Source organism: Enterococcus sp. 125944, from assembly GCF_051909435.1.
Lineage (GTDB): Bacteria > Bacillota > Bacilli > Lactobacillales > Enterococcaceae > Enterococcus_D > Enterococcus_D gallinarum.
On sequence record NZ_JBQASY010000017.1, the window covers coordinates 19587 to 41079 of the forward strand.

Annotated in this window: 39 protein-coding genes; 7 read left to right on the forward strand and 32 right to left on the reverse strand. The window is 37.2% G+C overall.

Annotated features, from left to right (window positions below; genetic code table 11):
- Window position 1 precedes the first annotated feature (1 nt).
- The 14 genes from ACTFWY_RS13670 to ACTFWY_RS13735 all read right to left on the reverse strand — a co-directional run bounded on the left by ACTFWY_RS13670 (window position 2) and on the right by ACTFWY_RS13735 (window position 8166).
- Complete coding sequence (locus ACTFWY_RS13670; RefSeq protein WP_131731843.1) at window positions 2–328, reverse strand: hypothetical protein; 327 nt, start codon at window positions 326–328, stop codon at window positions 2–4.
- Complete coding sequence (locus ACTFWY_RS13675) at window positions 328–1221, reverse strand: phage major capsid protein (RefSeq protein WP_131731844.1); 894 nt, start codon at window positions 1219–1221, stop codon at window positions 328–330. The genes ACTFWY_RS13670 and ACTFWY_RS13675 overlap by 1 nt, the downstream gene beginning before the upstream one ends.
- Before the next feature lie 4 nt (window positions 1222–1225).
- Window positions 1226–1687 (reverse strand): capsid assembly scaffolding protein Gp46 family protein, encoded by a 462-nt coding sequence (locus ACTFWY_RS13680; RefSeq protein ID WP_131731845.1) that lies wholly within the window; start codon window positions 1685–1687, stop codon window positions 1226–1228.
- Between the two features lie 80 nt (window positions 1688–1767).
- Window positions 1768–3192, reverse strand: a complete 1425-nt coding sequence (locus ACTFWY_RS13685) for a terminase (RefSeq protein WP_131731846.1) — start codon at window positions 3190–3192, stop codon at window positions 1768–1770.
- A gap of 59 nt (window positions 3193–3251) precedes the next feature.
- The gene (locus ACTFWY_RS13690; protein ID WP_131731847.1) at window positions 3252–4013 is read right to left on the reverse strand and encodes a hypothetical protein; all 762 of its coding nucleotides are present in this window, start codon (window positions 4011–4013) and stop codon (window positions 3252–3254) included.
- Window positions 4006–5247: a phage portal protein gene (locus ACTFWY_RS13695; RefSeq protein WP_131731848.1), complete on the reverse strand. Its 1242-nt coding sequence runs from the start codon at window positions 5245–5247 to the stop codon at window positions 4006–4008. Before ACTFWY_RS13695 ends, ACTFWY_RS13690 begins: the two co-directional genes overlap by 8 nt.
- Window positions 5248–5396: 149 nt before the next feature.
- Entirely contained in the window at window positions 5397–5729 is a 333-nt protein-coding gene (locus ACTFWY_RS13700) for an HNH endonuclease (protein WP_131731849.1), read from the reverse strand.
- Window positions 5713–5925 (reverse strand): hypothetical protein, encoded by a 213-nt coding sequence (locus tag ACTFWY_RS13705; RefSeq protein WP_137264784.1) that lies wholly within the window; start codon window positions 5923–5925, stop codon window positions 5713–5715. Before ACTFWY_RS13705 ends, ACTFWY_RS13700 begins: the two co-directional genes overlap by 17 nt.
- 212 nt (window positions 5926–6137) lie before the next feature.
- Window positions 6138–6626, reverse strand: a complete 489-nt coding sequence (locus ACTFWY_RS13710; protein WP_137264783.1) for a hypothetical protein — start codon at window positions 6624–6626, stop codon at window positions 6138–6140.
- A 158-nt stretch (window positions 6627–6784) separates the two neighbouring features.
- Entirely contained in the window at window positions 6785–7045 is a 261-nt protein-coding gene (locus ACTFWY_RS13715; protein WP_137264782.1) for a hypothetical protein, read from the reverse strand.
- 3 nt (window positions 7046–7048) lie between these two features.
- Window positions 7049–7546: a hypothetical protein gene (locus ACTFWY_RS13720; protein WP_155853340.1), complete on the reverse strand. Its 498-nt coding sequence runs from the start codon at window positions 7544–7546 to the stop codon at window positions 7049–7051.
- Between the two features lie 4 nt (window positions 7547–7550).
- Window positions 7551–7811, reverse strand: coding sequence for a hypothetical protein (locus tag ACTFWY_RS13725; protein ID WP_137264780.1), 261 nt, complete (start codon window positions 7809–7811; stop codon window positions 7551–7553).
- A 3-nt stretch (window positions 7812–7814) separates the two neighbouring features.
- Window positions 7815–8003 carry a hypothetical protein gene (locus ACTFWY_RS13730; RefSeq protein ID WP_137264779.1) on the reverse strand — a complete coding sequence of 63 codons (189 nt, stop codon included), beginning with the start codon at window positions 8001–8003 and terminating at the stop codon, window positions 7815–7817.
- Window positions 7993–8166 carry a hypothetical protein gene (locus tag ACTFWY_RS13735; RefSeq protein WP_155853339.1) on the reverse strand — a complete coding sequence of 58 codons (174 nt, stop codon included), beginning with the start codon at window positions 8164–8166 and terminating at the stop codon, window positions 7993–7995. The genes ACTFWY_RS13730 and ACTFWY_RS13735 overlap by 11 nt, the downstream gene beginning before the upstream one ends.
- A gap of 118 nt (window positions 8167–8284) precedes the next feature.
- On the opposite strand from ACTFWY_RS13735, the gene ACTFWY_RS13740 reads away from it, so the two are divergent.
- Window positions 8285–8797 (forward strand): hypothetical protein, encoded by a 513-nt coding sequence (locus tag ACTFWY_RS13740; protein ID WP_137264778.1) that lies wholly within the window; start codon window positions 8285–8287, stop codon window positions 8795–8797.
- 51 nt (window positions 8798–8848) lie between these two features.
- On the opposite strand, the gene ACTFWY_RS13745 is transcribed toward ACTFWY_RS13740, so the two are convergent.
- Window positions 8849–9091, reverse strand: coding sequence for a hypothetical protein (locus tag ACTFWY_RS13745; protein ID WP_081131761.1), 243 nt, complete (start codon window positions 9089–9091; stop codon window positions 8849–8851).
- 143 nt (window positions 9092–9234) lie between these two features.
- Here ACTFWY_RS13745 and ACTFWY_RS13750 point away from each other — a divergent pair, with 143 nt between their 5' ends.
- Together ACTFWY_RS13750 and ACTFWY_RS13755 are read left to right on the forward strand one after the other, a co-directional pair.
- The gene (locus ACTFWY_RS13750; RefSeq protein WP_134874622.1) at window positions 9235–9639 is read left to right on the forward strand and encodes a hypothetical protein; all 405 of its coding nucleotides are present in this window, start codon (window positions 9235–9237) and stop codon (window positions 9637–9639) included.
- A 2-nt stretch (window positions 9640–9641) separates the two neighbouring features.
- Window positions 9642–10061 (forward strand): hypothetical protein, encoded by a 420-nt coding sequence (locus tag ACTFWY_RS13755; protein WP_021149562.1) that lies wholly within the window; start codon window positions 9642–9644, stop codon window positions 10059–10061.
- 385 nt (window positions 10062–10446) lie between these two features.
- Here ACTFWY_RS13755 and ACTFWY_RS13760 read toward each other — a convergent pair whose 3' ends face one another.
- The 14 genes from ACTFWY_RS13760 to ACTFWY_RS13825 form a co-directional block, all read right to left on the reverse strand.
- On the reverse strand, window positions 10447–10662 hold the full coding sequence (locus ACTFWY_RS13760; RefSeq protein WP_137264777.1) for a hypothetical protein: 216 nt from the start codon (window positions 10660–10662) through the stop codon (window positions 10447–10449).
- 38 nt (window positions 10663–10700) lie between these two features.
- Window positions 10701–11003, reverse strand: coding sequence for a MazG-like family protein (locus ACTFWY_RS13765; protein WP_137264776.1), 303 nt, complete (start codon window positions 11001–11003; stop codon window positions 10701–10703).
- 103 nt (window positions 11004–11106) lie between these two features.
- Window positions 11107–11259: a hypothetical protein gene (locus tag ACTFWY_RS13770; protein ID WP_155853337.1), complete on the reverse strand. Its 153-nt coding sequence runs from the start codon at window positions 11257–11259 to the stop codon at window positions 11107–11109.
- 212 nt (window positions 11260–11471) lie between these two features.
- A complete protein-coding gene (locus ACTFWY_RS13775; protein WP_137264774.1) occupies window positions 11472–11744 on the reverse strand; it encodes a hypothetical protein in 273 nt (90 codons plus the stop codon).
- Between the two features lie 3 nt (window positions 11745–11747).
- Complete coding sequence (locus ACTFWY_RS13780) at window positions 11748–12248, reverse strand: Holliday junction resolvase RecU (protein WP_137264773.1); 501 nt, start codon at window positions 12246–12248, stop codon at window positions 11748–11750.
- The gene (locus ACTFWY_RS13785) at window positions 12223–12609 is read right to left on the reverse strand and encodes a hypothetical protein (protein ID WP_137264772.1); all 387 of its coding nucleotides are present in this window, start codon (window positions 12607–12609) and stop codon (window positions 12223–12225) included. Before ACTFWY_RS13785 ends, ACTFWY_RS13780 begins: the two co-directional genes overlap by 26 nt.
- A 19-nt stretch (window positions 12610–12628) precedes the next feature.
- The gene (locus ACTFWY_RS13790) at window positions 12629–13453 is read right to left on the reverse strand and encodes a rolling circle replication-associated protein (RefSeq protein WP_165483308.1); all 825 of its coding nucleotides are present in this window, start codon (window positions 13451–13453) and stop codon (window positions 12629–12631) included.
- 153 nt (window positions 13454–13606) lie between these two features.
- Complete coding sequence (locus tag ACTFWY_RS13795; RefSeq protein WP_231130302.1) at window positions 13607–13849, reverse strand: hypothetical protein; 243 nt, start codon at window positions 13847–13849, stop codon at window positions 13607–13609.
- Window positions 13850–13859: 10 nt separating this feature from the next.
- Window positions 13860–14153 carry a hypothetical protein gene (locus tag ACTFWY_RS13800; protein WP_137264771.1) on the reverse strand — a complete coding sequence of 98 codons (294 nt, stop codon included), beginning with the start codon at window positions 14151–14153 and terminating at the stop codon, window positions 13860–13862.
- Window positions 14146–14400: a hypothetical protein gene (locus ACTFWY_RS13805; RefSeq protein ID WP_137264770.1), complete on the reverse strand. Its 255-nt coding sequence runs from the start codon at window positions 14398–14400 to the stop codon at window positions 14146–14148. The genes ACTFWY_RS13800 and ACTFWY_RS13805 overlap by 8 nt, the downstream gene beginning before the upstream one ends.
- A 4-nt stretch (window positions 14401–14404) precedes the next feature.
- Window positions 14405–14542 (reverse strand): hypothetical protein, encoded by a 138-nt coding sequence (locus ACTFWY_RS13810; RefSeq protein ID WP_174784185.1) that lies wholly within the window; start codon window positions 14540–14542, stop codon window positions 14405–14407.
- Window positions 14543–14555: 13 nt separating this feature from the next.
- Window positions 14556–14741 carry a hypothetical protein gene (locus tag ACTFWY_RS13815; protein WP_137264769.1) on the reverse strand — a complete coding sequence of 62 codons (186 nt, stop codon included), beginning with the start codon at window positions 14739–14741 and terminating at the stop codon, window positions 14556–14558.
- A 32-nt stretch (window positions 14742–14773) separates the two neighbouring features.
- A complete protein-coding gene (locus ACTFWY_RS13820; RefSeq protein WP_131731870.1) occupies window positions 14774–15052 on the reverse strand; it encodes a helix-turn-helix domain-containing protein in 279 nt (92 codons plus the stop codon).
- A gap of 5 nt (window positions 15053–15057) precedes the next feature.
- Window positions 15058–15321: an XRE family transcriptional regulator gene (locus ACTFWY_RS13825; RefSeq protein WP_439927099.1), complete on the reverse strand. Its 264-nt coding sequence runs from the start codon at window positions 15319–15321 to the stop codon at window positions 15058–15060.
- 138 nt (window positions 15322–15459) lie between these two features.
- Here ACTFWY_RS13825 and ACTFWY_RS13830 point away from each other — a divergent pair, with 138 nt between their 5' ends.
- The 4 genes from ACTFWY_RS13830 (at window position 15460) to ACTFWY_RS13845 (ending at window position 18399) form a co-directional block, all read left to right on the forward strand.
- Complete coding sequence (locus tag ACTFWY_RS13830) at window positions 15460–15909, forward strand: helix-turn-helix domain-containing protein (RefSeq protein WP_423121672.1); 450 nt, start codon at window positions 15460–15462, stop codon at window positions 15907–15909.
- A 26-nt stretch (window positions 15910–15935) separates the two neighbouring features.
- Complete coding sequence (locus ACTFWY_RS13835) at window positions 15936–16412, forward strand: ImmA/IrrE family metallo-endopeptidase (RefSeq protein WP_137264767.1); 477 nt, start codon at window positions 15936–15938, stop codon at window positions 16410–16412.
- Between the two features lie 96 nt (window positions 16413–16508).
- Window positions 16509–17099 (forward strand): DUF5067 domain-containing protein, encoded by a 591-nt coding sequence (locus ACTFWY_RS13840; RefSeq protein WP_137264766.1) that lies wholly within the window; start codon window positions 16509–16511, stop codon window positions 17097–17099.
- A 148-nt stretch (window positions 17100–17247) separates the two neighbouring features.
- Complete coding sequence (locus ACTFWY_RS13845) at window positions 17248–18399, forward strand: tyrosine-type recombinase/integrase (RefSeq protein WP_155853335.1); 1152 nt, start codon at window positions 17248–17250, stop codon at window positions 18397–18399.
- Between the two features lie 111 nt (window positions 18400–18510).
- On the opposite strand, the gene ACTFWY_RS13850 is transcribed toward ACTFWY_RS13845, so the two are convergent.
- The 3 genes from ACTFWY_RS13850 to ACTFWY_RS13860 form a co-directional block, all read right to left on the reverse strand.
- Window positions 18511–18774 carry a type B 50S ribosomal protein L31 gene (locus ACTFWY_RS13850; RefSeq protein ID WP_005228304.1) on the reverse strand — a complete coding sequence of 88 codons (264 nt, stop codon included), beginning with the start codon at window positions 18772–18774 and terminating at the stop codon, window positions 18511–18513.
- 99 nt (window positions 18775–18873) lie between these two features.
- Window positions 18874–20169, reverse strand: a complete 1296-nt coding sequence (gene rho / locus ACTFWY_RS13855) for a transcription termination factor Rho (RefSeq protein WP_003127377.1) — start codon at window positions 20167–20169, stop codon at window positions 18874–18876.
- Between the two features lie 2 nt (window positions 20170–20171).
- Window positions 20172–21431, reverse strand: coding sequence for a UDP-N-acetylglucosamine 1-carboxyvinyltransferase (locus ACTFWY_RS13860; protein ID WP_138371562.1), 1260 nt, complete (start codon window positions 21429–21431; stop codon window positions 20172–20174).
- Window positions 21432–21493: the final 62 nt, after the last annotated feature.

Below are 21493 nucleotides of genomic sequence, written 5' to 3' on the forward strand. Positions count from 1 at the left end.
ATCACTTCCCTTGCATCATCAAATCGTACAATTCTTGTTTTTTAGAGCTAGGGTTATACTTGATGCCAAATGCGTCTAATTCCTGCATGATTTGTTTTTTAGTAATGCCTTCTAATCCAGCCACTTGTTCATCTTTTTCATCGGCTTGTTGTTCTGGAGCATCAACTGGCGTTTTAGTTTCATCAGCATTATTTTCAGTTTCTTCTTCATTAATCGCTTTTGGTTCTTCATCAGTTTTTGGCTCATCTGCAACTAAGACCCAATCGCCACCAGAAACAACACAAGGGCTACTGAAAGTAACCCCTGTTTTTGTGTTTTTATATTCCATTACTGTCCGCCTCCTGCAGGTTTGATCACACGTGCAAAGCTACTTCCATCCATGATTCCCCAGCCTAAATAGGTTTCAGAACGTAAGTATACTTGGTTATAATTTTTCAAATCTTTTCCGCTGCCATCAGGATCACCATATTTGATAACTTCTAGTGGAATTTCTTTTGCATATCCCCATTTGAACATGGAGGCAAAGTCACCAATTATAACCAAGTCATTCCCTCCGTTAGATACTGTGCGATTGATATCAGTTGGGATTCCACGAACAGCTCCCGGATTTGCACCCCAGGCTAATTCTGGAAATTGTTTAACACCGTTCACTTTATAAGATGCTAAGGCAGCTGAAAACTGCGGATCCATCGCCATACCCGAAATTGCACCTTCCGCACCTTGTACCATTGAAGCAGCCGTTTCAATGTTTACATCTGGATCTGCTGCATTAAAGTCAACTGTTTGCGTTACTTTGCTGTCAAAATGATTGGTACCAATGACTGCAGATGCCGTACCGGAACGAGGATTGATGCCATGAAACGCCATCAAATCTAACCCACGTGCTAATTTACGAGCATAACCATCATTGAACGCTTTGACAATATCAATTTTGTCTTCATCTGAAGCATAAATAAATTCATCAGAAATCCGAGCGCCATATTCAACTTTGATTGGTACAATTGTCAATGGTGCAATTGAAATACCACCATGGCTTTTTTGCCCATTTTCTGCAACGATATCAATTTCAGAATCCATAGTGAAAGTGAATTCTTTTTGACCGTTAAATGGAATCGGCTTTTGTTGAGATAAAGCTACTAAAGAACTTTTTCCTTTCACTTTGTTAATAAGGTCTGTAACTAATTCTGGATCAAATAAACTTCCTTTTGATAATGTTGACATAATATTACTCTCCTTCTAAATTAAGATTTTCAATTAGATTTTTATAAGCGCCATCTTTTCCTTCACCTAAATTATTTTCAGTATTTTTCAAAGGTGGCGGCGTTTGTTTCTTACTTACAAAACTCGCTAACCGTTCTGCATCAGCTTTGATACTTTCTTCATCATCTCCAACCAAGCGATCCGCTAAATCAATAGGTAATCCATTTTGCAATGCAATTCTTGTACGCAAATTCACTGTTTCTTTCTCAGCGATTTGTTTATTAAGATCAGCTATTGTTTGCTCATGAGTCTTAGCGGCATTGTTTGTTTCTTCGATTGTGGATTTCAAAGCATCTACTTCTGTTTCTAATACAGCATTACGTGTTTTGATCTTATCGTAATCAGCGAGCTTTCCTTTTTCACGACTCAATCTCTCCTGAATAATTCGGTCCAGTTCCTCTTGTGTTTCAATTGCTTTGAATGTCATAATACAAACTTCCTTTCTCCTGCTTGCCCGGCAGTTCGGTAATTTTGTGTATTAAAAAACGACTACCGCTAAATAGTCGTCTAATACCTTTTTTGTTGTTTTTTCTTAGGCTTCTTAATACTACAAGCCCAATGTGCTAATAATGCACTATCCATTAAACAGATATCTCTATCTTCAAATTGCGATTTATAACCAAATCCACCATTGCTGCCGATATTACGCTTCTCGCTATTCGTTACTACTGAACTTAGAGAAGGTTGATCTTTGTGGCAAATTGTTTGTTGAAATATCCCTTGTTCCCATAATGAATTGGCAGTAATGATTTCGGATACTTTTGGAAGGATTGGCGCTTTGAGTTTAAAATCTTCCATTTCTTTAGTTAGAATATTTTGACCACCGGCACCGTCAATGACCACTGCATTCACGTTAGCGTTTTTTAAGAAATTAATGATCCATTGATTGCCATTCCTTACAGACACACAATCAATTGTTTCAACGAATATTTTTCCCGATAAAGTTTTAACCGCAATACTCATTGCAACATTCTGGCCATCATTCCCATACTTGATACCAACATACAGCGGACCCTTCAATACAGGTAGAGCTGCTACTTTTAACCTTGACCAATCACCAGCAGAAATAGCAGATTTTTGATTGTACTTAGGCCAGTACCCTAAACGCTGTATGTTATGATCGAGTTTGTCATCACCAAGTTCCGCTTCAATCTTTCTTTCGGTCAAATGATAACCTAATGAAGGATTGGAATTGTACCAAGCGTCAACATCATGGATATCTTTCATATCCTCTACTGACCATTCGGCCCATCCAGAATATTTCGATTTACCGAATAGCGTAGTATCGCGATAACCCGTAAAAACAGTTCCACTCGAAACCGGCGTAGGTGGTGTACCACACATAATTGTTTGGGGGTTGTCACTATCAGTAACAGTATATTTTAGGGCTGATTCTTGTTCTTTGGTGTATTCTTGGGCTTCATCAATCACAAGAAGGTCGAATCCCTCACCAAGTCCACCACTAGATGTCCGTGTTCTGAATTGAATTACGCCTCCGGTTTCATACAATTCAATCATTTCTTGCCCTTTGGCTTTAATTGAATTGAAATCTGCGCCTTCGTTTTTTCTTCCCTCGACATACCCCATCATTTCCATGTACTTTTTCATCTTTTTAAAAGACGAATGAGAAGTACTAATTCGATGCGCTGTATGTAAAACACTCTGACCTTTTTCCAGCGCATATATTTCTCGCATATACACGATTTCAGTTTTCCCGTTTCGCCGAGGAATAGAATACCCATATTTTTGATGAATCCATAAGCCGTCTTCATCAACTGCCATGATTGGTGCTAGCAAACTCCGTTGCCATTCATATACTGATAATCCGCTTCGTTCATAGTAGCTAATCGCTTCTTGAGATAGAGTTTCATCAAATGGAATAATTACCGATTGAGTAGGATGTTGATTACCAAATTTCACTTTAGTAGTCATAAACTATCCCCTTTCAATCTCGATCGTGCATGATAACCCTGTCGCTGGGAGATATTGGATCACGCATCCTTTCTCAAATTTATGTTTTTTCTAGCTTGAATTTTCTGATCCTTATGTGGATCAGTCCAAGCTTTTGACCATACATTTTGTTTTCGACCATCGCCCGGATTATATTCAACAATACATTTACACCTTTCGTGCCTTCGGTAAATATCATCTGGTAAATCATAATAATCAAATGATCCAGCTAAACTTCTGCACCAATCACAAGCATGGCCAACTAAGGTTCTGTTGATTCTTGGTCTTAGTCCAGATTTCGCGTGGAAATCTACATTTGCTTTAATAACATCGTCAACAACACTTTGACTAAAATTAACGACTGGTTCCCCTAATACCCACTTAACAGAATCGAAATCTTCTGCTGCAGATATTTTATTTACTAGACCATTTACCCTATCTTGATTGAAATCAGGTTTCTGACCTTTAATTTTAATTGCCGCTTCTTTGTTTAATTGCTCTTGAACATCAATAGCAAAATTTGAAATCAAATCGTAATTATTTTTCAGCGTTTCATTAAGTAACCGATCAGCAATATTAAAATACATTTTCCCGTCAGGAAGAATGTCAATGCTGATATTGCTGCCTAATACATTTGCTAATATTTCTCCAATTTCAATAGCAAACTCATTTACATTTTTATATGTGGCCTTACGATTTCTGAGCAAAGAAAAAGCAGACTTCAACTTCTGGCTGTTGATTGTCTGCTCACTAAATTCATTTTTGATTTTATTAAGTAATGCGGGAACAATGTCGTTATCCATTACTATCGCCACCTTTTATTCCAGTTAAATCTCTAATTATTTCGCTATTGATATAACCTGGAATTGCTTGATTCAATTTAATCGCACCATCTCCAATTAATGTTAACGAGTTGGCATCAGCTTCAAATAATGGTTCCCATTTAGGAATTGTTTTTGCAAACTGATATCTAAAATAAGGGTAGTCATCACGTAAACAAGCAGCAATAAATGCTACGTTCAATATTCCAGATCCTAACGATCGTTGTGCTTTACGTCCAGCTAGCCTTAAGTTTTCATGACTAGCCCGAATCGCTTCAACCGATGACGGATTATCAGAAACAAATCCTAAATCATCCAATGTAAGTCCTGTCTCACCTGCAAATCCAGCAGCTGCAGTTTTTAATTGTTCTGTGAAAGGTGTCATGCTTGAAGTTGTGAACTGTCCCACTGTTGGAACATTGTCGCCTTCTCCAACTGTAAATTCGAGCATCGCTGAAATGGTTGCCTTCCAAGTATCCAATGGTTCTGAATCTTGATCTGTTCCTAAAACATATTTTTGCGGAAATGAGTAAAATTCTGCGGTGATATCTGCACGTTCTAGTGTACGTTTTGCGTATGACTGGTAATACATACCGGATCGTGTAATACGAGAACGACCAAATGGCCGAACTGCATCTGGGCGGTGAATCACAGGCACTAATAACGGATAGTCGAAACTATGTTCGATAGATTCGTCTGGTATATTTTCATCAGCATAATAGTAATAAGTTAAGCCAGGCAGAAAATATGCTTCGATAGATGGCTTTCCATCTTTATCTCTTTCGAGAACTGCATACCCCTCAGTTAGCAAACCAGTAATTGGATCAATTATGCCTGTTGCATTGCTTGCTTCAATAATTTGCAGACGAGGAATATCACCTTCGCCTTTTGAAATATAAACGAATGAACAAGAAGCAATCAACGATGATAAAACCAAGCTATCAAAAAAGACATCCGGGTTATTTGCTTCAAAAATTTCGTTTACTTCAAAATCATCATGTTCAAATTCACGAAAAACTAAACGATCAGCCAAAGCATCCACCCCTTTGGCGCACCACCCTAAAACTGATCGATACCTTTTTCTTATTTCAGGTGGAATTGTGATTCCGAAGCTTGATTCATTCTTCTTCATATCGTATTGTCTATACCTTAAATCAACACGAATTTTATGTGTAGCTAGCTTGTTTCTTAGGTACTCAATGCCATAAATTTCCATTATTTCACTCCTTTCAAAAAGTCGCGCGAGAAAAAATGTACAGTGACGGCGTGAAGTCCGCCCGCAAGGACGGCAGGGGAGGTACGCCCCCTATAATTTCTCGTGTGACGCTTTTGATTTTCTCTTTAATGTTATTTCTCGTTTATGGCTTAACCCTTGTAAGAAAGCCAATCAATGCTTTGTGGAAGATTTCTATTTCCAATTACTTTTGGCTCTTCTTGTTTAGCATTAAACATTTTGTCAGACTTTTGCCTGTTGCAAGTCCAATGGGCTAACTGCAGGTTCTCAATCGCTGACGGATGCCCTCCCTTCGACACTGGAATGAGATGATCAATCACTGGACTCATTGGATCAGGCGCCTTGAGCTTCTTATTGACGGGCTTGCCACAGATACCACAGACATTCTCTGTCTTAAGTATTCTCTTTCTGTTCTTTTCAAAGGCTACCCGATGTGGTCCTTGTTTATCAGCTCTTAGTGCCATTACTATAAACTCTCCTTCTTACTGAGTAAGGGGGAGGGGCAAAATATAACCGCAACACTTCATTGCTAACTTTGAATTTAATGCCATCGGGGTTACGCAAAACAGAATACTTTCCTTTCCTCTTTAATACTTCAAGCTGCATATTCTTTTCACAGTAGATGACACCATCAAGAATTAAATCAGCCAACGCAATCATATTCATCCTCCTTTCTATCTGATTCCATAATAAAAAGACAGCACTAGCGAATTTTGAAAAGAGGGATCACCTCCATCAAATTAATGTGCTGCCTTTTATTTTGCTAAAGAAGAAAGTGCGATAAGGAGATTTCCTCCTTTCGTTTATTGAAATATTGTGAGCAGTCCAATGAACGTATGTCCGTTTCTTCTACGCTATTAATATAATCCATACTAATCAAGTTTAAAACTAGAATTAGTAGTGCAACTTTTGTGCAACTTTTCTCTTTGATCTTGTAAAGATATTTTCATCTTCAATTTACTTTTATTTACAAGAAACTCATCTACGAAATCAATAGCCTTTCTTGACTCAGTGTGTTTCTTTTGTATATAAGACGTGCTGTAGTTCAGATTTTCAGCAATTTTTTCAAGTGTCATGCCTTCAACATATTTTAAATACATAATTTGATTATCTAATCCTTTAAATGACTTTATCAAAAGAGTCATCTCATTTAACTGTTCTTCTAATCGATTGATTTCCTTTTCAATTATTTGTATATTCTCTTCCAAAGAAGCTGCTCTAGAATTCTTTTCAAGGCGGACGTTTGCTAAATCGCCACTGACCCACCGTTCCAATTCCAACTTACTTTTGTTAAGATTCCATTTCATGAAGAGAATCTGCTCTTCCAATTCTTGATAGTTTTTAAGCCATTGAAACCTCACAAACGCCACTCCTTTTATGGTAAAATAATCTTGCGTCGGTCACTTTCCAAAAAGGAAGTGGCTTATTTATTTGCCTTCTCTCTCGTCCATCTTCTTTCCTACAACGACTGCAGCAATCATTAATAAGACGAATCCTGTGAACCCTAACACTGCAACTGTCATAACATATCTCCATATAGTTTAGCTTTAATTTTCTTTAACTGTTTCTTCTTGATTCTGGAGTTCTTTGTCCTACGGTATATTGCGAAATATTTCTTTATTTCTGGGTCATTTGAAACTTTCACTAGCAGTGTCCAATCAATTTGCTTGAACACTTTAGACACAACAGATGCAACTTCTGCGAACAACTCGCCTATCCCTTGAAAGAAGAGGTCTATTCCGTCACTCATTTTTTCAATGCTTGATCTTTTTAATTCCATCTGTCACCCTCCTAACCTAAATGAACTGTTTAATGAACTGTTTACAGAATTTCGGACCTGGCTTGTGATGCTGCTTGGAATTTTGATTTTCATTCCAGGTTCTTTAAAAAATTGAGCTGGAATGCTTACCGAAGTTAGCATTCCTTTACTCAACTGCCTTCCGGTTATATATGATCTTGCAACCTTATACAATTCACCTTCAGGAACAAAGTTAAATTTATAAATTTCAAAAAAGCGGTCATTACTCATTTGAAAGAAATCGAGGGCCAACTTAAATTTTGGGTGACCTTTAAATGTGCCATATTTTTTTATTAAATATGCGCCACGATCATCATCCGCTTTGATTTTATCTTTCTGGTAGTCATTCATAATTTGAGCAGCTCTTGGTCCTGAAACATTTTCAGTAGCCATAATCCATATTTTTTCTAAACAAGTTTTCATGACTTCTTCGTTATTTGAGTTTTTACCATGAAATGCAATTTGGGCTATTTCTGTTAACATTTCTTTATCCTCCGAATTCCTTGAAAATAATTACAGCTCCTTTAATATGTTCAACAGCATCAAGATTCCCTTTAACATAATGGAATCGATGGCTTCCCGGCTCTTGTTTTTCTAACCAATTTCCAGTATAGAGTTCGATTTCTTCTAAGTATTCAATTGTTTCTTCAAATCCATCTGACAGTCCTTTTTTATAGGCATATAATCCGAATCGATAAACTAGATACCCGCAAACTATAAGTAGTATTAAAGTCGATACAATCTCCATCTTTCACCCTCCTGCTTCCATCACATCCCGTGCTAACGGATCATTCTTGATAATTTCATACTTCCTTTGCACTTCTTGTAACTGCTGTTCTAACTGCTCAATTTGCTGTTGTTGACCCACAATTGTATAGGATAACCAACTTAGACCGAGTATGGTTAGCAGTATTATGATGACAGAATGGCTAGTTTTCATCGGCTTGCTCCTGTTCTACCCAACCCCAGTCAACATAATTAAAAATTGCTTGCTTTGCTTCTTTCTCAATAACTTCATTTGTAGCATCATCTTCCACTTCAATTGTTGCATAGATGTCGTTACCTCCATCTGCGTTTAACCAAACATCTATTCTTCTGCTCACTATAAGGCCTCCATTCATTAATCGCTGACGATTGCTGACTTGCACGTTTATATAAAACTACTATTCTTCTTCCTTTAATATGGTAATATAAAAGTATTATTTAGATGAGGTGATCCTGATGAACTTTTTTTACTCTGATACGTATCAAATCTTTCTTAACTCAATTACGGCTATAGGTACGATAGGATCTGTTTTTTTCGCACTCTATTTTTCATTAAAGGAGCTAAGAGAAAGAAAATTACTCTTATTAAGAGATCAAGCATCTAAAATATATGCTTCAAGTAGATCTGCTGAAGATGGTCTTCTTGTGACATTGCATAATGAATCTAACCTACCTATACACAATGTTTTTATCATTTCAGTTTTAAACCAATCAGGTCCTTCTCTTGAAGAACAACTTGGAACTTATAATGATATAAAGTTTTTGGAATTATGTTACCCGACGGAATCCAAGATTTTGATGAAAGACCGCGGTCATTCAATGGGTGGTAAACATGACGTCGTTTTAATATTTTTTACAGACGCTCGGGGTATTGAATGGTCATTAGACAACAAATTTAAACTCAGAGAAGTAAAAAACTATGAAAAAGAAATCATCAATTCTAATCTCGAATTTTATCCACCCTATTAAGGACCTACATAAACGTGGGTTCTTTTTCCATTATTTCGTCGGATAGCTGAATTACATATCATACTCACTAAGTACTCGTTCCCAGTTGATCCAATCAATTAAGCCCCAGGCTTTCGCCTGCACTTCATAACGATATTTTTTGTCATATAAATATTCCAATCTACTTTGAGCTATCTTTGTCAGCTCTGGAATGTCCAATCCCAACTCTTTTGCCTTAATTAGCTCACTAGAAATTTCGTTAATCTCGGCTTTATGTGACTGGATAATGTCCATAATGTTTTCTTTGTTAAGCACTGCTATACCCTCCTTCAGTTGGTTATTTTGGTGGATAACATATTTAGTACCGTTAATAGTTAGTGCTTTTTTTGTTTAATTTGATATAATTTTTGTGAACATAATATAATTTGTATCTAATTAATTTTATCAAGGAGACAACTATGAATTTAAAAGATATTTGGAATTCAATCATTTTCTTCTCACAACAAGTAGACTCCTTAGTTTCCTTATTCTCTTTAATAGTTTCCGTATTGACTTTGATTATGTCTTTTAGAATAAAGTCAAAAATTGAATCTGCTAAAGATGAAGAATACTTGCGCTCCAGGCGAAATCAAATTATTGGTGAAATGGATGGATTTGAAAAGTTCATCAATTCTACTTCATTTGACAAGAACATTGGTTCACAGTTACGAGAATTTTTGATTACCATAGAAGAAACTTACCCTTTTTTAAAAAAGAGAAAGCGGAAGACACTCAAAAATTTGTCTCAAGGGATTAAAGAAAATAACTGGGAACTGACAAGACGACATTTTATTAACTTAAAAACTTATATTGAGAGGTTATAAAAATGAAAAATTCACAAATCATTCAAAAACTTATTGAAGGAACACTTGACCACATCTATGTTTGGCAACCATATAAAAACAATACCTTTAAATTCAAAGCTAAAAGTCTAGAATTAACACAACATTTTAATGCAAAAACTTCATTCATATTAAGTACAAAACAAGGGGTTTTCTTGTTGGCTTCATACAGGGCCATGTCATTCCCAGATGAAATAATTGAAGAAATAGCACTTTATTTTTATCCTAATCAGAAACTAGATCAAAACGAACATATCTCATCTAACTCCTCGAGTTTATTTTCACTCAGAAAAATAATTGAATTAACTTTAGAAAATGTTACGCCAATTATCCTTAACGATGAATCCTTTCCAAACGAAGACAAAAAACATAGTGAACAACTAAATGACTTTTTTAAAGAATAGTTTAATGGCTATTCTTTTTTTTGCTATTCAACTTAATCGTTCTATTTATTTTAAATAAGTTAATTATCAATCCTATCAAGCAAAAAAATGTAATCAAATTTATATACACTTCCATCCCCCAATTCTGTCATCAATTGCGTGAATTACTGACTCCCAAATCTGACTTTTTCAAAGTGATCTAAATAATAAGAATCTCCATCTATGTCAACATAATCGGATAGTATATCCTCATCATCCACATCAACTTTACCTTCATAGCCACCGTTATTCCATTTCTCGTAAGCTTCTTCAATAGTTTCCGCTTCGATATCTATAGATACTTGCTACTTTCTCTCCCAGCTGATATTAAATGTTTTCATCTAATCCTCCATTTCCGCTATTTCTGTCACTTACCTCTTTCTCGAACTATACCCATATCGATTATTTTTTTGAACGTATTCCATTCTTCGAAAGTCATTTCGATGTCGTGCTGCTTTATAGCATTGCTATCCCAAACTGTGAATAATATGGTTTCTGTTCCCACTGTCGCATCTAGTTCATGCGTGTCATTAACATATTCACAAATAACTTTTAACTCTCTGATTTCTGCTGATAATGACATCCTTCCACCTCATTCCGTTATCTCTTCCGATTGTGGAATTATTTCAGATCACTGGACTTAACGAAAACACCGTTGACCATCTTTCCGGTCCGACCTTTGATTTCTTCATATGCTAAATTCAAGCACTCGTATAAATCCATGTCGTTTTGCAAAGCTAAAATAATCAAAGTCACTACAACATCTCCGATGCCGTCACGTAGTGCATCTTGGTCACTTCTAGCTAATGCAGCTGCAACTTCACCAGTTTCTTCTACAACTTTCAGCATTTGTTTACTAGATTCCGCTTCATCCAATCCTTTGTTCCTAGCCCATTGCTCAACTGATTTTATTAACTCATCCATGTTTATTCCTCCAAATTTTAGTTTTACACATATCCACAAAGTTATACACAATATATCGTGGGAACTAATTTTCGCCCACAATATATTGATACATCAATTTCAACTACTGACTAACAGTAATTTTGGTTATTTTGAACACGCCTTGTGCAACCATCGCTTGTTTTTCGACTTCTGATCTACTGTAGCCATGCAAATACATCACCGCATTGCGACCTTTCCAATCCACATAGTCAATCTTGTACATTTGAACTTTCACTAGATCACCTTCTCTTTTTAGTATCGATGCCTTAAATCTTTCGAATCATTTTTTTGTTTTCAATGACTGTCCGTCCCAGATAGTAATCGATCAAGTGATCATCCCACGTTTCAGTAGACACGATTCTTACAATGCATGACTTGGATAGTCTTTTTTCGATTATCGCGACAAATTGTGATTGCCAAGGTTCTCTTCCGCAACATAGCCAAGTTTCATTTTTCTGCATGACTGTATTCACCACTAAACGAATCCAAAACGTAACTGTACGGGACAAATTTTTTATCTCCTAGCAGCAAGTAATACTTTCCAGATTTTGAAATAAGAAACGTTTTTCTCTCTGCCTGCTCATTATCAAAGCAAGTTCCTAAATATTGCTCAGAGTTTTTGCTATTGACAACAAAACGTTCAAGCTGCCAGTCTCGAACTTCACAGAACATTTCAAAGCCTATTCGAGCTGTTCTAAAATCATCAATCGGATTTGACATGGCTTACCACCTACTTTTGTTCAGAAAATCAATGAAACCAGGAGTCGGAACCTGATATTCCTTTAGTTCTTCCTCCAACAAGTATTGACGACCATACTTTTCTTTCATGTTTTGCCAATCGCTCCAAGGAACAAAACCAACAGTTTTTTTGATCATGCAGCAAACACCAGTCATCGCTCCAAACTCGCTGTGTATGTCTAAACAAATTGCTTGGTGTTCTGTGATCACTCTTTTATTGATTCTGTCCTTTGTAGTCATCTTTGCTTCAAAAACAATCGCTTGCCCGTTTATAAGAGTACCTTTGTAATCGGGTTGGGCTTTACCAATCGGGAAAACTGTCATACTGCCATCGCTATTAATTTTTTTTACTCGAAAAGGTTCTGGTGTTTTCTCGATCATCGCAATACCTTTGTTTTTGTAATACAAGCATGCTTGGTCAATCAAATTTTCAAATAATCTTCCTTGGTCATTGCTTTGTCTATTTCTCCAATTTGTGGAATACATCGCTTCGACCTTCTTTCTTTACTTGATCAATTAAATTCCTCAAAAAGCTATCTCGATCATTTTCTCCGTATTGCCGGATAGAACGGTCATAAATACGCTTATATTTTTCTTTGTCTGCTAAAGAGCTATATCTTTCACTTGTAGCCATCCCAAAAAAGAAAGCCCCATCTAATCTATCTATTTCTAATCTAGTAGCAAACTTTATACATCTATCATCAGAAAACAATTCTGAACGTTTCGCGCTCGCTAAAAATTGCCCTCTTGTTTCCGGATTAATATTGATCATCAACATCATTTCTTGCATCATAAAAATTCTGTCAGTGTTGTCATAACAAGCCACTAAATAATTCTTTGTTTTCAAAAGTCCTTTCCTCCCTTTACTATCCATCATCGTTTCTGAATAGCTCTACTTTGAAATACCATCCACGATCTTCATCATAGATTTTTAAAATGTCACCCAGAATGCGATACCCTGGAAACCTTTTTAGAATTTCTTCTGCTCCATCATCGTTGGCCAAACCTAATTTATTCAGTTTTCTAAACGACCAATAATTATCATTTGTAGTTTCGGCTGGTTCTTTTAGATTGCGACTCTTTGACCATCGCTTTTGACCTTTCTTCCACTGGCGGTTTTCCCACTTTTCTTGACCAGTTAAGTAATTGACTAATCCTTGCATGCCATCAGAATCATATTGAATAGTTTGAACTTGCCTTCTTCCTAAAGGTTGTTTCTTCTTCCCTCGTCCTTTAGACCATATTTGCTCAATATCATCCCTTGATGGTCCGTGATTCAAAACGATATGATGGTGGATTCGAGTGATATATCCTACTTCCTCATCATATTGATAAGAAGTGAACCACATATATTTGAGCTCATAACCTTCTTTTGCGTATAAGCGCTTCAATTTCTTTAATGTATTATCTTGATCGCGTTTTGCATCAGCTGGTTTTTCTGGTAGAAATTGATTGGAGTAAGTAAAGGTTGCATAGTAATCACGTTCCCCAAAGTTTGCATATAGAAACAATGCAGCTTTCCTCTTGCTTTGTGCTTGATTCCATCTTGCTTGAGATAGACCAGTTACTTTCTTTCTGCGCCCTCTTGGCTCCTTACACTTTCTTTCTTGTTCAAATGTTCTGCTATATAGCCGAATTTCTTTGTATGGACCAGCTTCTACTCTCCGCTCTCTAACAAACGATTTCCTCATGACACACCTCAGCTATTTCTCTTTGTCCGTTAAGTTAGTATCTATTACAAGGACGATAAAACGCCTAAATATCAGCGTTTTTTTGCAAAAAATATCTGAGAATGGTATAATCATCTTGTCAGAGATATTGTTATACCAAACTCAGGGTCGCCTTTATGGCGGCTTTTTTATTTGTTCTGAAAACTGAAATAATACTTTTTCTTCGATAGGCTTACCCAGATGAACTACATGATGATACAAGGTTCTTCCTCTAAGTTGAAAAAGCTCCACCTTGCCTTGAGCAGTCTTAGCCTCTATCGTATACACTCGACCTTCTTCTCTTTTCATGAGTCTTGCACGCAAAACTACTGCTGGAAGCTTTTCTAAAAAGGCAATTGCTTTTGATAGCATGTTCATCCCCTGCCCTTCATTCGTCCTCAAAGAGATTGATTTGACCAGAATTATTCACATCAATTGGATAAACCACTGGATCTAACTCGCGTTTAGGTAATCCATGATTTGACTCGCCACTAATCGTTATTCCTCGATGATCGCTAGTAATCTGAATTGCCAGTTTTAACGAAATTGTACGTTTTGCTTCCATGTCTTTTTGTGTATCTTGTAAATCAGCAGTGATTGTTTTAACTTCTGCATCAAGTAAACTTGAAACTTTAGCCATCAATTTATCTGCCAACGTCAACGCTAATTTATCGTTATGCATAGTGAATACCTCCTTTACTAATCAAATCAGGTAGCAGTTTAGGTAAAGCAACTTGAAGTTTTTCAAATTGTTCATCAGAAACAATGAAGTACATCACAATGGATGGGATTTCATCGCTATCAAATGAACGGTCCTCTACTTCGCAAGTCGATTCAAATTTATTCCAGATAATCGATTTGATTTTTTGTACATATGGTTTCACATACATTCTGTTTGTTGTAAAAACAATCTCTCTTTCTTTGAACATCTCTCTATCCTCCAATCATTAGTAAAAACACAATAAACAGCAGAACACCGTTCAGAATCAAACTTGCATATCCAATTGCTTGTAATTGCCTTGCTTTATAAAGCGGGTCACTGTGAAGCGCTGCTAGCCATTTTTTGTTCATATACTCACCTCTTTCACAATTGGCGATTTATTCTATTTCGATAAAGCAATTCTTGGTACTGTTTTAGCTCCTTACTTGTGATCTCATGTTGTCGATCACTTAGTATGTCTTTTTTATCGTGAAGAAGCTGTTGGAGATCTTTCACTTTTTCTTTCACTAAACTGTTGATCAATAATTCTTGATTAAGCGAATACTTCATTGATTCCTCCTGTTTCTACATGCTGGCGGGCATTAAATTTTCTTGGAGTTTAAGAATCTTTTGATATCTTCCCGATCGAACCTTGTTTCTTTGCCAAATGGGATTTGAGGCAATCCCTCAATAATCCATTCATTCAATCGTTCTTCACCAATTCTAAGAATCTGCCGAACTTGCTTTCTCGTTGGATATGGTGGAAGTTCGTTGGCTTTGATTGATTCATTAACGTTTTGCATGACTTTAGCAGCAATTACAGCTGCTAAGTCATCTCCAAAACTTTCTGGTATTTCGATAGGTGCTGAAATTATTGGCATATAATTCAACCCGCTTTCTCTTTTTTAAGATTCCGGAAAGTATAACTTAAAGTTGACATATTCCCAAAAAAAATATGGTCATCTGGTATACCATATATTTTTGATAACTTCTTCGCTAAGCTTATAGGCACATCTGTAGCATCCTTTTCATATTCAGCAAGCCTTTGTCTTGTAATTAATATTCCAAATTTGTCCTTTAAAATAGATACAACTTCGTCTTGTTTCAAATCTGAGTTTACTCTTGCAGCTTTCAATGTGATTTGTAACATGAAGCTCACCTCCTTGCCACCATGATAATCTAACTTAAAGTTATAGTCAAGAGGAAATAATAACTTTCGTATAACTTAATGTTGATTTATATAACTTAATGTTATAAAATATCGTTATAGAAATCAGGAGGAATCATTATGGAAGAGAATATAATAGGAAAGCAGATAAGTTTCTTAAGGAACAAATACAAAATGACACAAGAAGATTTAGCGACAAGAATTGGAGTTAGCAAGCAAACTGTTTCAAACTGGGAAACAGGTTTAAAAACTCCCAGGATGGGTGCTATACAAAATTTATCTGATCTTTTCCATGTCTCAAAAAGCTTCATCATAGAAGGTAATGAAGAAACTGATTCTCCTGAAGAAATAATGAATGTGTACTCACAATTGGATTCAAAAAGAAAACAGGAAGTGATCAATTTCGCAACATTTAAACTTTTTGAGCAAAAAAGGGAAGAAGAGAACGGGATATACACAATCGCCGCTCATTCTGAAAATCCTGAAAGAAAAGTTTCTCAGAAAGAGTTAGATAGTATTAAAGATTTTCTAGATGAACTAGATAATAAATTCGATAATAAATTTAAATAAATCTTTTTAGGATAGTAGGGTTGGGCATGGATGACTATGAGATTTTAATAGAAAGAATTTCACAAGAAATACCCGTGATTGAGGGGGCTGTTGAATCAGGAACAGGATTTACAGCTCTGTATAGAAACGGGAGGATTTATTTAGAGAAAAATATTACTAACCGGAAGAAAAAAGTTGTATTGGCTGAGGAATACGGACATTATAAAAGAACCGTAGGAAACATTCTTGATTATAAAGCTTCTGGTGCATGGAAAGAGGAGTGGAAGGCTAGAAGATATGGTATTGAGATGCTCATTACCTTAGATGACTTGTTAAGTTGCGCTCTAAATGGTTGCAATAATAAATACGAATGTAGTGAATACCTAAATGTCACCGCAGAATTTTTAGAGGATGCTCTTTTACATTATTATAATAAATACGGAACAAAGCACTATCATCGCAATTACATTTTTACTTTTGACAGCGAATCTATTTTCGTTGAACCCATGAAAATATTTTGCTAAAAAAATAAAGCTCTTAGAAGCTCCAACTTCTAAAAGCCCTTACCTCATTTCTGAGACAGTACAAATATATTATATCAAAGAATCGAGGAATAAGAAATGGCAAAAAGAGTTAGAGGCGAAGATGGTAAAATGTATAAGGTGAACAAACCCTTTTACAAAAAGGTATGGTTCTGGATTTTAGTGGTTATTATAGTTGCTGCTGTTGGCGGATCACTTGGCGGCAATAAAGATAATCAATCTGCAAATGGCGGAGAGAAAGTTTCTTCTTCAAAATCTAAAAAAGACGAGCAAACATCTGAATCCTCCACTGTCAAAGAAGATAAATTCTACTCAGTTGGGGACACAGTAAAAGTTGGCGATGTTGAATATACGTTAACTAATGTTGAATTGACTGATGAAAGAAATCAATTTGATGATTCTAATCCTGCTGCGGTTGTTAAGATTAGCTACACTATTAAAAACAACAGCGATTCCGATATTCCTGTTGGTGCTGATTTAGAAGTGTATGGTCCAGATGATAAGAAAGCTGAATCTTATCCAAACGATAACACAATGGATTCTGTTGCTTCTGGCAAACAAATGGATTGTGTACAGCATTTTAGCTTGAACAGTACCGGCGATATCGAAATTCACTTTGCTCCACTAATCTCACTCGAAAAAGCTGCAATCTTTAAAGCAACTATCTAACAAAAAAAGCATCCCTCTCCCCGACCAAAGTTTGAGTGGATGCATACGCAAATAATAAGCTTATTTGTCATGCTTATTATACCAAATTGAAAGGAGTGATGCCACTCGTTCGACATGCTGGCGGGCAAGAAAGGACGATAATATATTTATGGCGAAAATAAAGAAATATAAAAAGAAGAATGGTGAAATTGCCTATAAATTTCATGTTTACCTTGGTAAAGACCCATTAACTGGTAAAGAAATAAAAACTAATCGTAGTGGTTTTAAAACAAGACAAGCGGCAAATCTTGCTTTATCTCGATTGCTTCTAAAATCAAAAAGCGCTGATTTTATTTTTGATAGTAACCTTCACTTTGAAAAAGTAGCAGAAATGTGGTTAGAACAGTATAAGAATACTGTGAAAGCAAGTACACTTACTGCTCAAAAAGTTGCTCTAAAGAAGCATATCATACCTCATTTCGGAAAAATTCCGATCAACAAGATAACTATCCCTTATTGTCAGGCTAAAGTAAATCATTGGTTCAGCTATTACAAAAAGTTCAATAATTTGATTATGATTACTTCTCAAATCTTTCAGTATGCTATTAGTGTACGCTTGCTTACTAATAACCCAATGAATGGTGTAATTCGTCCAAAAAGACAAATGGGTATTGATCAAGAGGATTACGCAGCGCCCTACTACAGCCAAAAACAATTGATTATTTTTCTAGATAAAGCAAAAGAACAGTTGCCTTTTTCTGAATTCCTGATGTTTAGAATTCTAGCATTTACCGGACTTAGGAAAGGTGAGCTACATGCATTACGTTGGAAAGATATAAGCTTTGGTCAAGGAACCTTATCTGTTAAACAGACGGTTGCTACTTCTGATGGTTGGAAATTAATTTTTCAAACCCCTAAGACCAGAAAAAGTGTCAGAGAGTTATCTTTGGATGATGAGACACTCAAACTTCTGAAACGTTGGAAATTACAGCAAAAAGAGCTCTTCTTCAAACTAGGGATAAAACATGATAGTGAAGAACAATTACTTTTTACCTCAGAAGAAAACAAAGTTTTATATCTAGATTTTTTAAATCATCGACTAACAAAAATTCTTAAAGATAATAATTTAGATCATATGACAGTTCATGGATTTCGTCACACTCATTGCAGTCTCCTACTTGAATCTGGTGTACCTATCAAAGAAGTTCAAGAGCGAATGGGTCATACAGATATAAAAACAACAATGAATGTGTATGCTCATGTAACTGATAAAAAGCGGGAAGAGACTGGTAATCGCTTTGCACAATTCATGACGAATTAAGTTTAAATAATATCGCAACAAGAAACGCAACATGCACAAAAAAAGAGATGCCCCCGACTAAGGAAAACATCTCTAAATCGTTGATAAACCAACGTTCTAACCTTGTTAGAATTATTCCGCAGCGTTCGCGTCTTTGAGACCGTATTTTTTGTTGAAACGGTCCACACGTCCATCTGCTTGTGTGAATTTTTGACGTCCAGTGTAGAATGGATGTGAATCAGATGTTACTTCGACACGGATCAATGGATACGTGTTGCCATCTTCCCACTCAACAGTTTCTTGTGAATTCTTTGTTGAACCTGATAAGAATTTGAAACCAGTAGTTGAGTCCATGAATACAACTGGATGATAATCTGGATGGATATCTTGTTTCATTTCTTCTTCTCTCCTTTGCCCTGGTCCATTTGCTGTACCAGAGTTGATTTGTCGATTTTACAACATGACTATCTTACCATGTTTCGTTTTTCGATGCAATTATCTTTTTAGATTTCTTTTTGGCCGTTTATCGCCAAAATGTACGTCATGAAAAGCAGACAAGAAATCCGCATTGGTTTTTGTTTTTCTTAAAAACTGTAGGAATTGTTCCGTGAATTCTAATGAATCACCAGTCATATTATTGCGCAAGCGCCAAGTCTCTTCTAATTGTTCGCTGCTCATCAAGAGCTCTTCTTTTCTGGTACCGGATTTCTTGATATCGATGGCTGGGAAAATACGACGCTCGGCTAAACTGCGAGAGAGCTGCAGTTCCATGTTTCCGGTTCCTTTGAACTCTTCGTAGATGACATCATCCATTCGGCTGCCGGTATCAACTAACGCAGTGGCTAAAATCGTCAGACTGCCACCTTCTTCGATATTCCGAGCAGCTCCGAAAAATTTCTTCGGTTTGTATAATGCGGCTGGATCGATCCCGCCACTCAATGTACGGCCGCTTGGTGGCACGACTAAGTTATAGGCACGCGCTAAACGCGTGATACTATCCATCAGTATCACAACATCACGCTTGTCTTCAACTAAACGCATGGCACGCTCCAAAACCAATTCAGAGACCCGAGTATGGTTGCTAGGCTGCAGATCAAAGGTCGAAGAAACAACATCTCCTTTGACACTTCGTTCCAAATCCGTCACTTCTTCCGGGCGTTCATCAATCAATAAGACGATCAACTCTACATCCGGGTGATTGTCAGTGATCCCGTTAGCGATTTCTTTCAAGATACTAGTCTTCCCGGCTTTCGGCGGGGCAACGATCAATCCCCGTTGACCAAAGCCAACCGGCGCCAGCATGTCGATCATCCGTGTTGACAGACGACCAGGGGTAGTTTCCAATTTCAAATGACGATTCGGATAAAGCGGCGTCAATGCAGGGAAGTGCGGCCGTTCTTTTGCTTCTTCCGGATCTTTGCCATTCACAGATTCTACATGCATCAAACCATAATAACGTTCTGACTCTTTTGGCGGTCTCGCTTTCCCCGCTACTTTGTCGCCATTTCGCAAACTGAAGCGGCGAATCTGAGAAGAAGAAATATAGATATCTTCTGCACTGGGGCCATAATTGATTGGACGCAAAAAGCCATAACCTTCCTGTCCAACGATATCAAGGATACCTTCCATATAAAAGAAACCCTGTTTTTCTGCTTGGGCCCGAATAACAGCCAGTGATAATTCTTTTTTGTTCATCTGGCTGTAATAAGGAATTCGAAATTCTTTGGCAAACGTGTAGATTTCTTTTAGCGTTTTGTTCTCCAGTTCTGCCATTGTTAGATAGTCGCTCATAGTTACTCCTCTACCATTTGAATGTCAGCCCCTAAGGCTGTAAGTTTATCGATTATATGATCATATCCCCGTAAAATATATTCGACATTGAAGACTGTGGTGGTTCCCGTAGCCATCAGTCCAGCAATCACTAAACAAGCTCCTGCTCGCAAGTCTGATGCAACGACTTCTGCGCCATGAAGCTGGCTCGGTCCGTTGAGCAAGATCAAATTGCCTTCCGTTGTTGCTTGCGCACCCATCCGTGCAAGTTCTGGTATGTGATTGACACGTTTTGCATAGATTGTATCCAAAATTTCTGACGTGCCATTTGCTTTCAAAAGTAAGGGAGTGATCGGTTGTTGCAAGTCGGTAGCAAAACCAGGGTATGGGTATGTTTTTACATTGGCTGGCTTTAAATCTTTCGATGGATAAACATAGATTTCATCTTCACTGATATCCATGCGCACACCAATTTCTTCTAATTTAGCGATGTAGCTTTCAAGATGCTCATAAATGACATTTTTGATGGTGATTCCTTCACCGGCTGCTGCCGCCAAAGAAAGATAAGTGCCTGCTTCAATCCGATCGGGAATGATCGAATGGCGGCAACCGTGTAATTCTTGGACGCCTTCAATGCGGATCTCGTTGGTGCCTGCCCCACGGATCTTGGCTCCCATGTTGTTCAGCAAAGTTGCCACATCAATGATCTCAGGTTCGCGAGCGGCATTTTCGATGATCGTCTTGCCTTTAGCTTTGACAGCTGCCAACATGACATTGATCGTCGCTCCGATAGATACCATATCCAAGAAAATCCGTTCTCCGGCAAGCCCCTCTTCACTTGTACGCAAATACATCGCGCCATGCTCATTCGTAACCGTAGCCCCTAACGCCTCGAATCCCTTGATATGCAGATCGATCGGACGAGGACCTAGGAAACAGCCGCCAGGTAAGCCCACGACTCCTTCACCGAACTTGCCTAATAATGCGCCCATGAAATAATAAGAAGCGCGTAAACTATTGATTTTGCCGCTTGGCATCGGAATCGAAACGATCTCGGTTGGATCGATCGTCAGTGTGTTTTCTTCAAAGTGCGTTTGAACACCCATAATTTCTAAAATTTCAATCAATGAGTGCACGTCTTGAATATCCGGCACCCCTTCTAATACGACAGGAGAATCAGCCAAAATCGCCGCAGGAATCAACGCTACTGCACTATTTTTTGCCCCGCTGATCGTCACTTCTCCTTTTAAGGGACGATTGCCTTGAATGACAATTTTTTTCATCTATATCCACCTATACTTTAGAGTTTGTGTGTATCATGCCAATTTTAGCATAGAACAGACAA

Coding starts and splice junctions, on each gene's coding strand:
- ACTFWY_RS13775 (WP_137264774.1), bottom strand. CDS start 11,744: ATGTCAAATCCGATTGATGATTTTAGAACAGCTCGAATAGGCTTTGAA.
- ACTFWY_RS13690 (WP_131731847.1), bottom strand. CDS start 4,013: ATGGATAACGACATTGTTCCCGCATTACTTAATAAAATCAAAAATGAA.
- ACTFWY_RS13840 (WP_137264766.1), top strand. CDS start 16,509: ATGGCAAAAAGAGTTAGAGGCGAAGATGGTAAAATGTATAAGGTGAAC.
- ACTFWY_RS13725 (WP_137264780.1), bottom strand. CDS start 7,811: ATGGAGATTGTATCGACTTTAATACTACTTATAGTTTGCGGGTATCTA.
- ACTFWY_RS13760 (WP_137264777.1), bottom strand. CDS start 10,662: ATGTCATTATCAGCAGAAATCAGAGAGTTAAAAGTTATTTGTGAATAT.
- ACTFWY_RS13695 (WP_131731848.1), bottom strand. CDS start 5,247: ATGGAAATTTATGGCATTGAGTACCTAAGAAACAAGCTAGCTACACAT.
- ACTFWY_RS13765 (WP_137264776.1), bottom strand. CDS start 11,003: ATGGATGAGTTAATAAAATCAGTTGAGCAATGGGCTAGGAACAAAGGA.
- ACTFWY_RS13815 (WP_137264769.1), bottom strand. CDS start 14,741: ATGAAGTATTCGCTTAATCAAGAATTATTGATCAACAGTTTAGTGAAA.
- ACTFWY_RS13780 (WP_137264773.1), bottom strand. CDS start 12,248: ATGTATTCCACAAATTGGAGAAATAGACAAAGCAATGACCAAGGAAGA.
- ACTFWY_RS13860 (WP_138371562.1), bottom strand. CDS start 21,431: ATGAAAAAAATTGTCATTCAAGGCAATCGTCCCTTAAAAGGAGAAGTG.
- ACTFWY_RS13825 (WP_439927099.1), bottom strand. CDS start 15,321: ATGTTACAAATCACATTGAAAGCTGCAAGAGTAAACTCAGATTTGAAA.
- ACTFWY_RS13700 (WP_131731849.1), bottom strand. CDS start 5,729: ATGGCACTAAGAGCTGATAAACAAGGACCACATCGGGTAGCCTTTGAA.
- ACTFWY_RS13830 (WP_423121672.1), top strand. CDS start 15,460: ATGGAAGAGAATATAATAGGAAAGCAGATAAGTTTCTTAAGGAACAAA.
- ACTFWY_RS13685 (WP_131731846.1), bottom strand. CDS start 3,192: ATGACTACTAAAGTGAAATTTGGTAATCAACATCCTACTCAATCGGTA.
- ACTFWY_RS13790 (WP_165483308.1), bottom strand. CDS start 13,453: ATGAGGAAATCGTTTGTTAGAGAGCGGAGAGTAGAAGCTGGTCCATAC.
- ACTFWY_RS13705 (WP_137264784.1), bottom strand. CDS start 5,925: ATGATTGCGTTGGCTGATTTAATTCTTGATGGTGTCATCTACTGTGAA.
- ACTFWY_RS13805 (WP_137264770.1), bottom strand. CDS start 14,400: ATGTTCAAAGAAAGAGAGATTGTTTTTACAACAAACAGAATGTATGTG.
- ACTFWY_RS13845 (WP_155853335.1), top strand. CDS start 17,248: ATGGCGAAAATAAAGAAATATAAAAAGAAGAATGGTGAAATTGCCTAT.
- ACTFWY_RS13675 (WP_131731844.1), bottom strand. CDS start 1,221: ATGTCAACATTATCAAAAGGAAGTTTATTTGATCCAGAATTAGTTACA.
- rho (WP_003127377.1), bottom strand. CDS start 20,169: ATGAGCGACTATCTAACAATGGCAGAACTGGAGAACAAAACGCTAAAA.
- ACTFWY_RS13720 (WP_155853340.1), bottom strand. CDS start 7,546: ATGTTAACAGAAATAGCCCAAATTGCATTTCATGGTAAAAACTCAAAT.
- ACTFWY_RS13755 (WP_021149562.1), top strand. CDS start 9,642: ATGAAAAATTCACAAATCATTCAAAAACTTATTGAAGGAACACTTGAC.
- ACTFWY_RS13835 (WP_137264767.1), top strand. CDS start 15,936: ATGGATGACTATGAGATTTTAATAGAAAGAATTTCACAAGAAATACCC.
- ACTFWY_RS13715 (WP_137264782.1), bottom strand. CDS start 7,045: ATGGAATTAAAAAGATCAAGCATTGAAAAAATGAGTGACGGAATAGAC.
- ACTFWY_RS13810 (WP_174784185.1), bottom strand. CDS start 14,542: ATGAACAAAAAATGGCTAGCAGCGCTTCACAGTGACCCGCTTTATAAA.
- ACTFWY_RS13670 (WP_131731843.1), bottom strand. CDS start 328: ATGGAATATAAAAACACAAAAACAGGGGTTACTTTCAGTAGCCCTTGT.
- ACTFWY_RS13850 (WP_005228304.1), bottom strand. CDS start 18,774: ATGAAACAAGATATCCATCCAGATTATCATCCAGTTGTATTCATGGAC.
- ACTFWY_RS13730 (WP_137264779.1), bottom strand. CDS start 8,003: ATGAAAACTAGCCATTCTGTCATCATAATACTGCTAACCATACTCGGT.
- ACTFWY_RS13795 (WP_231130302.1), bottom strand. CDS start 13,849: ATGAACATGCTATCAAAAGCAATTGCCTTTTTAGAAAAGCTTCCAGCA.
- ACTFWY_RS13750 (WP_134874622.1), top strand. CDS start 9,235: ATGAATTTAAAAGATATTTGGAATTCAATCATTTTCTTCTCACAACAA.
- ACTFWY_RS13820 (WP_131731870.1), bottom strand. CDS start 15,052: ATGCCAATAATTTCAGCACCTATCGAAATACCAGAAAGTTTTGGAGAT.
- ACTFWY_RS13740 (WP_137264778.1), top strand. CDS start 8,285: ATGAACTTTTTTTACTCTGATACGTATCAAATCTTTCTTAACTCAATT.
- ACTFWY_RS13680 (WP_131731845.1), bottom strand. CDS start 1,687: ATGACATTCAAAGCAATTGAAACACAAGAGGAACTGGACCGAATTATT.
- ACTFWY_RS13800 (WP_137264771.1), bottom strand. CDS start 14,153: ATGCATAACGATAAATTAGCGTTGACGTTGGCAGATAAATTGATGGCT.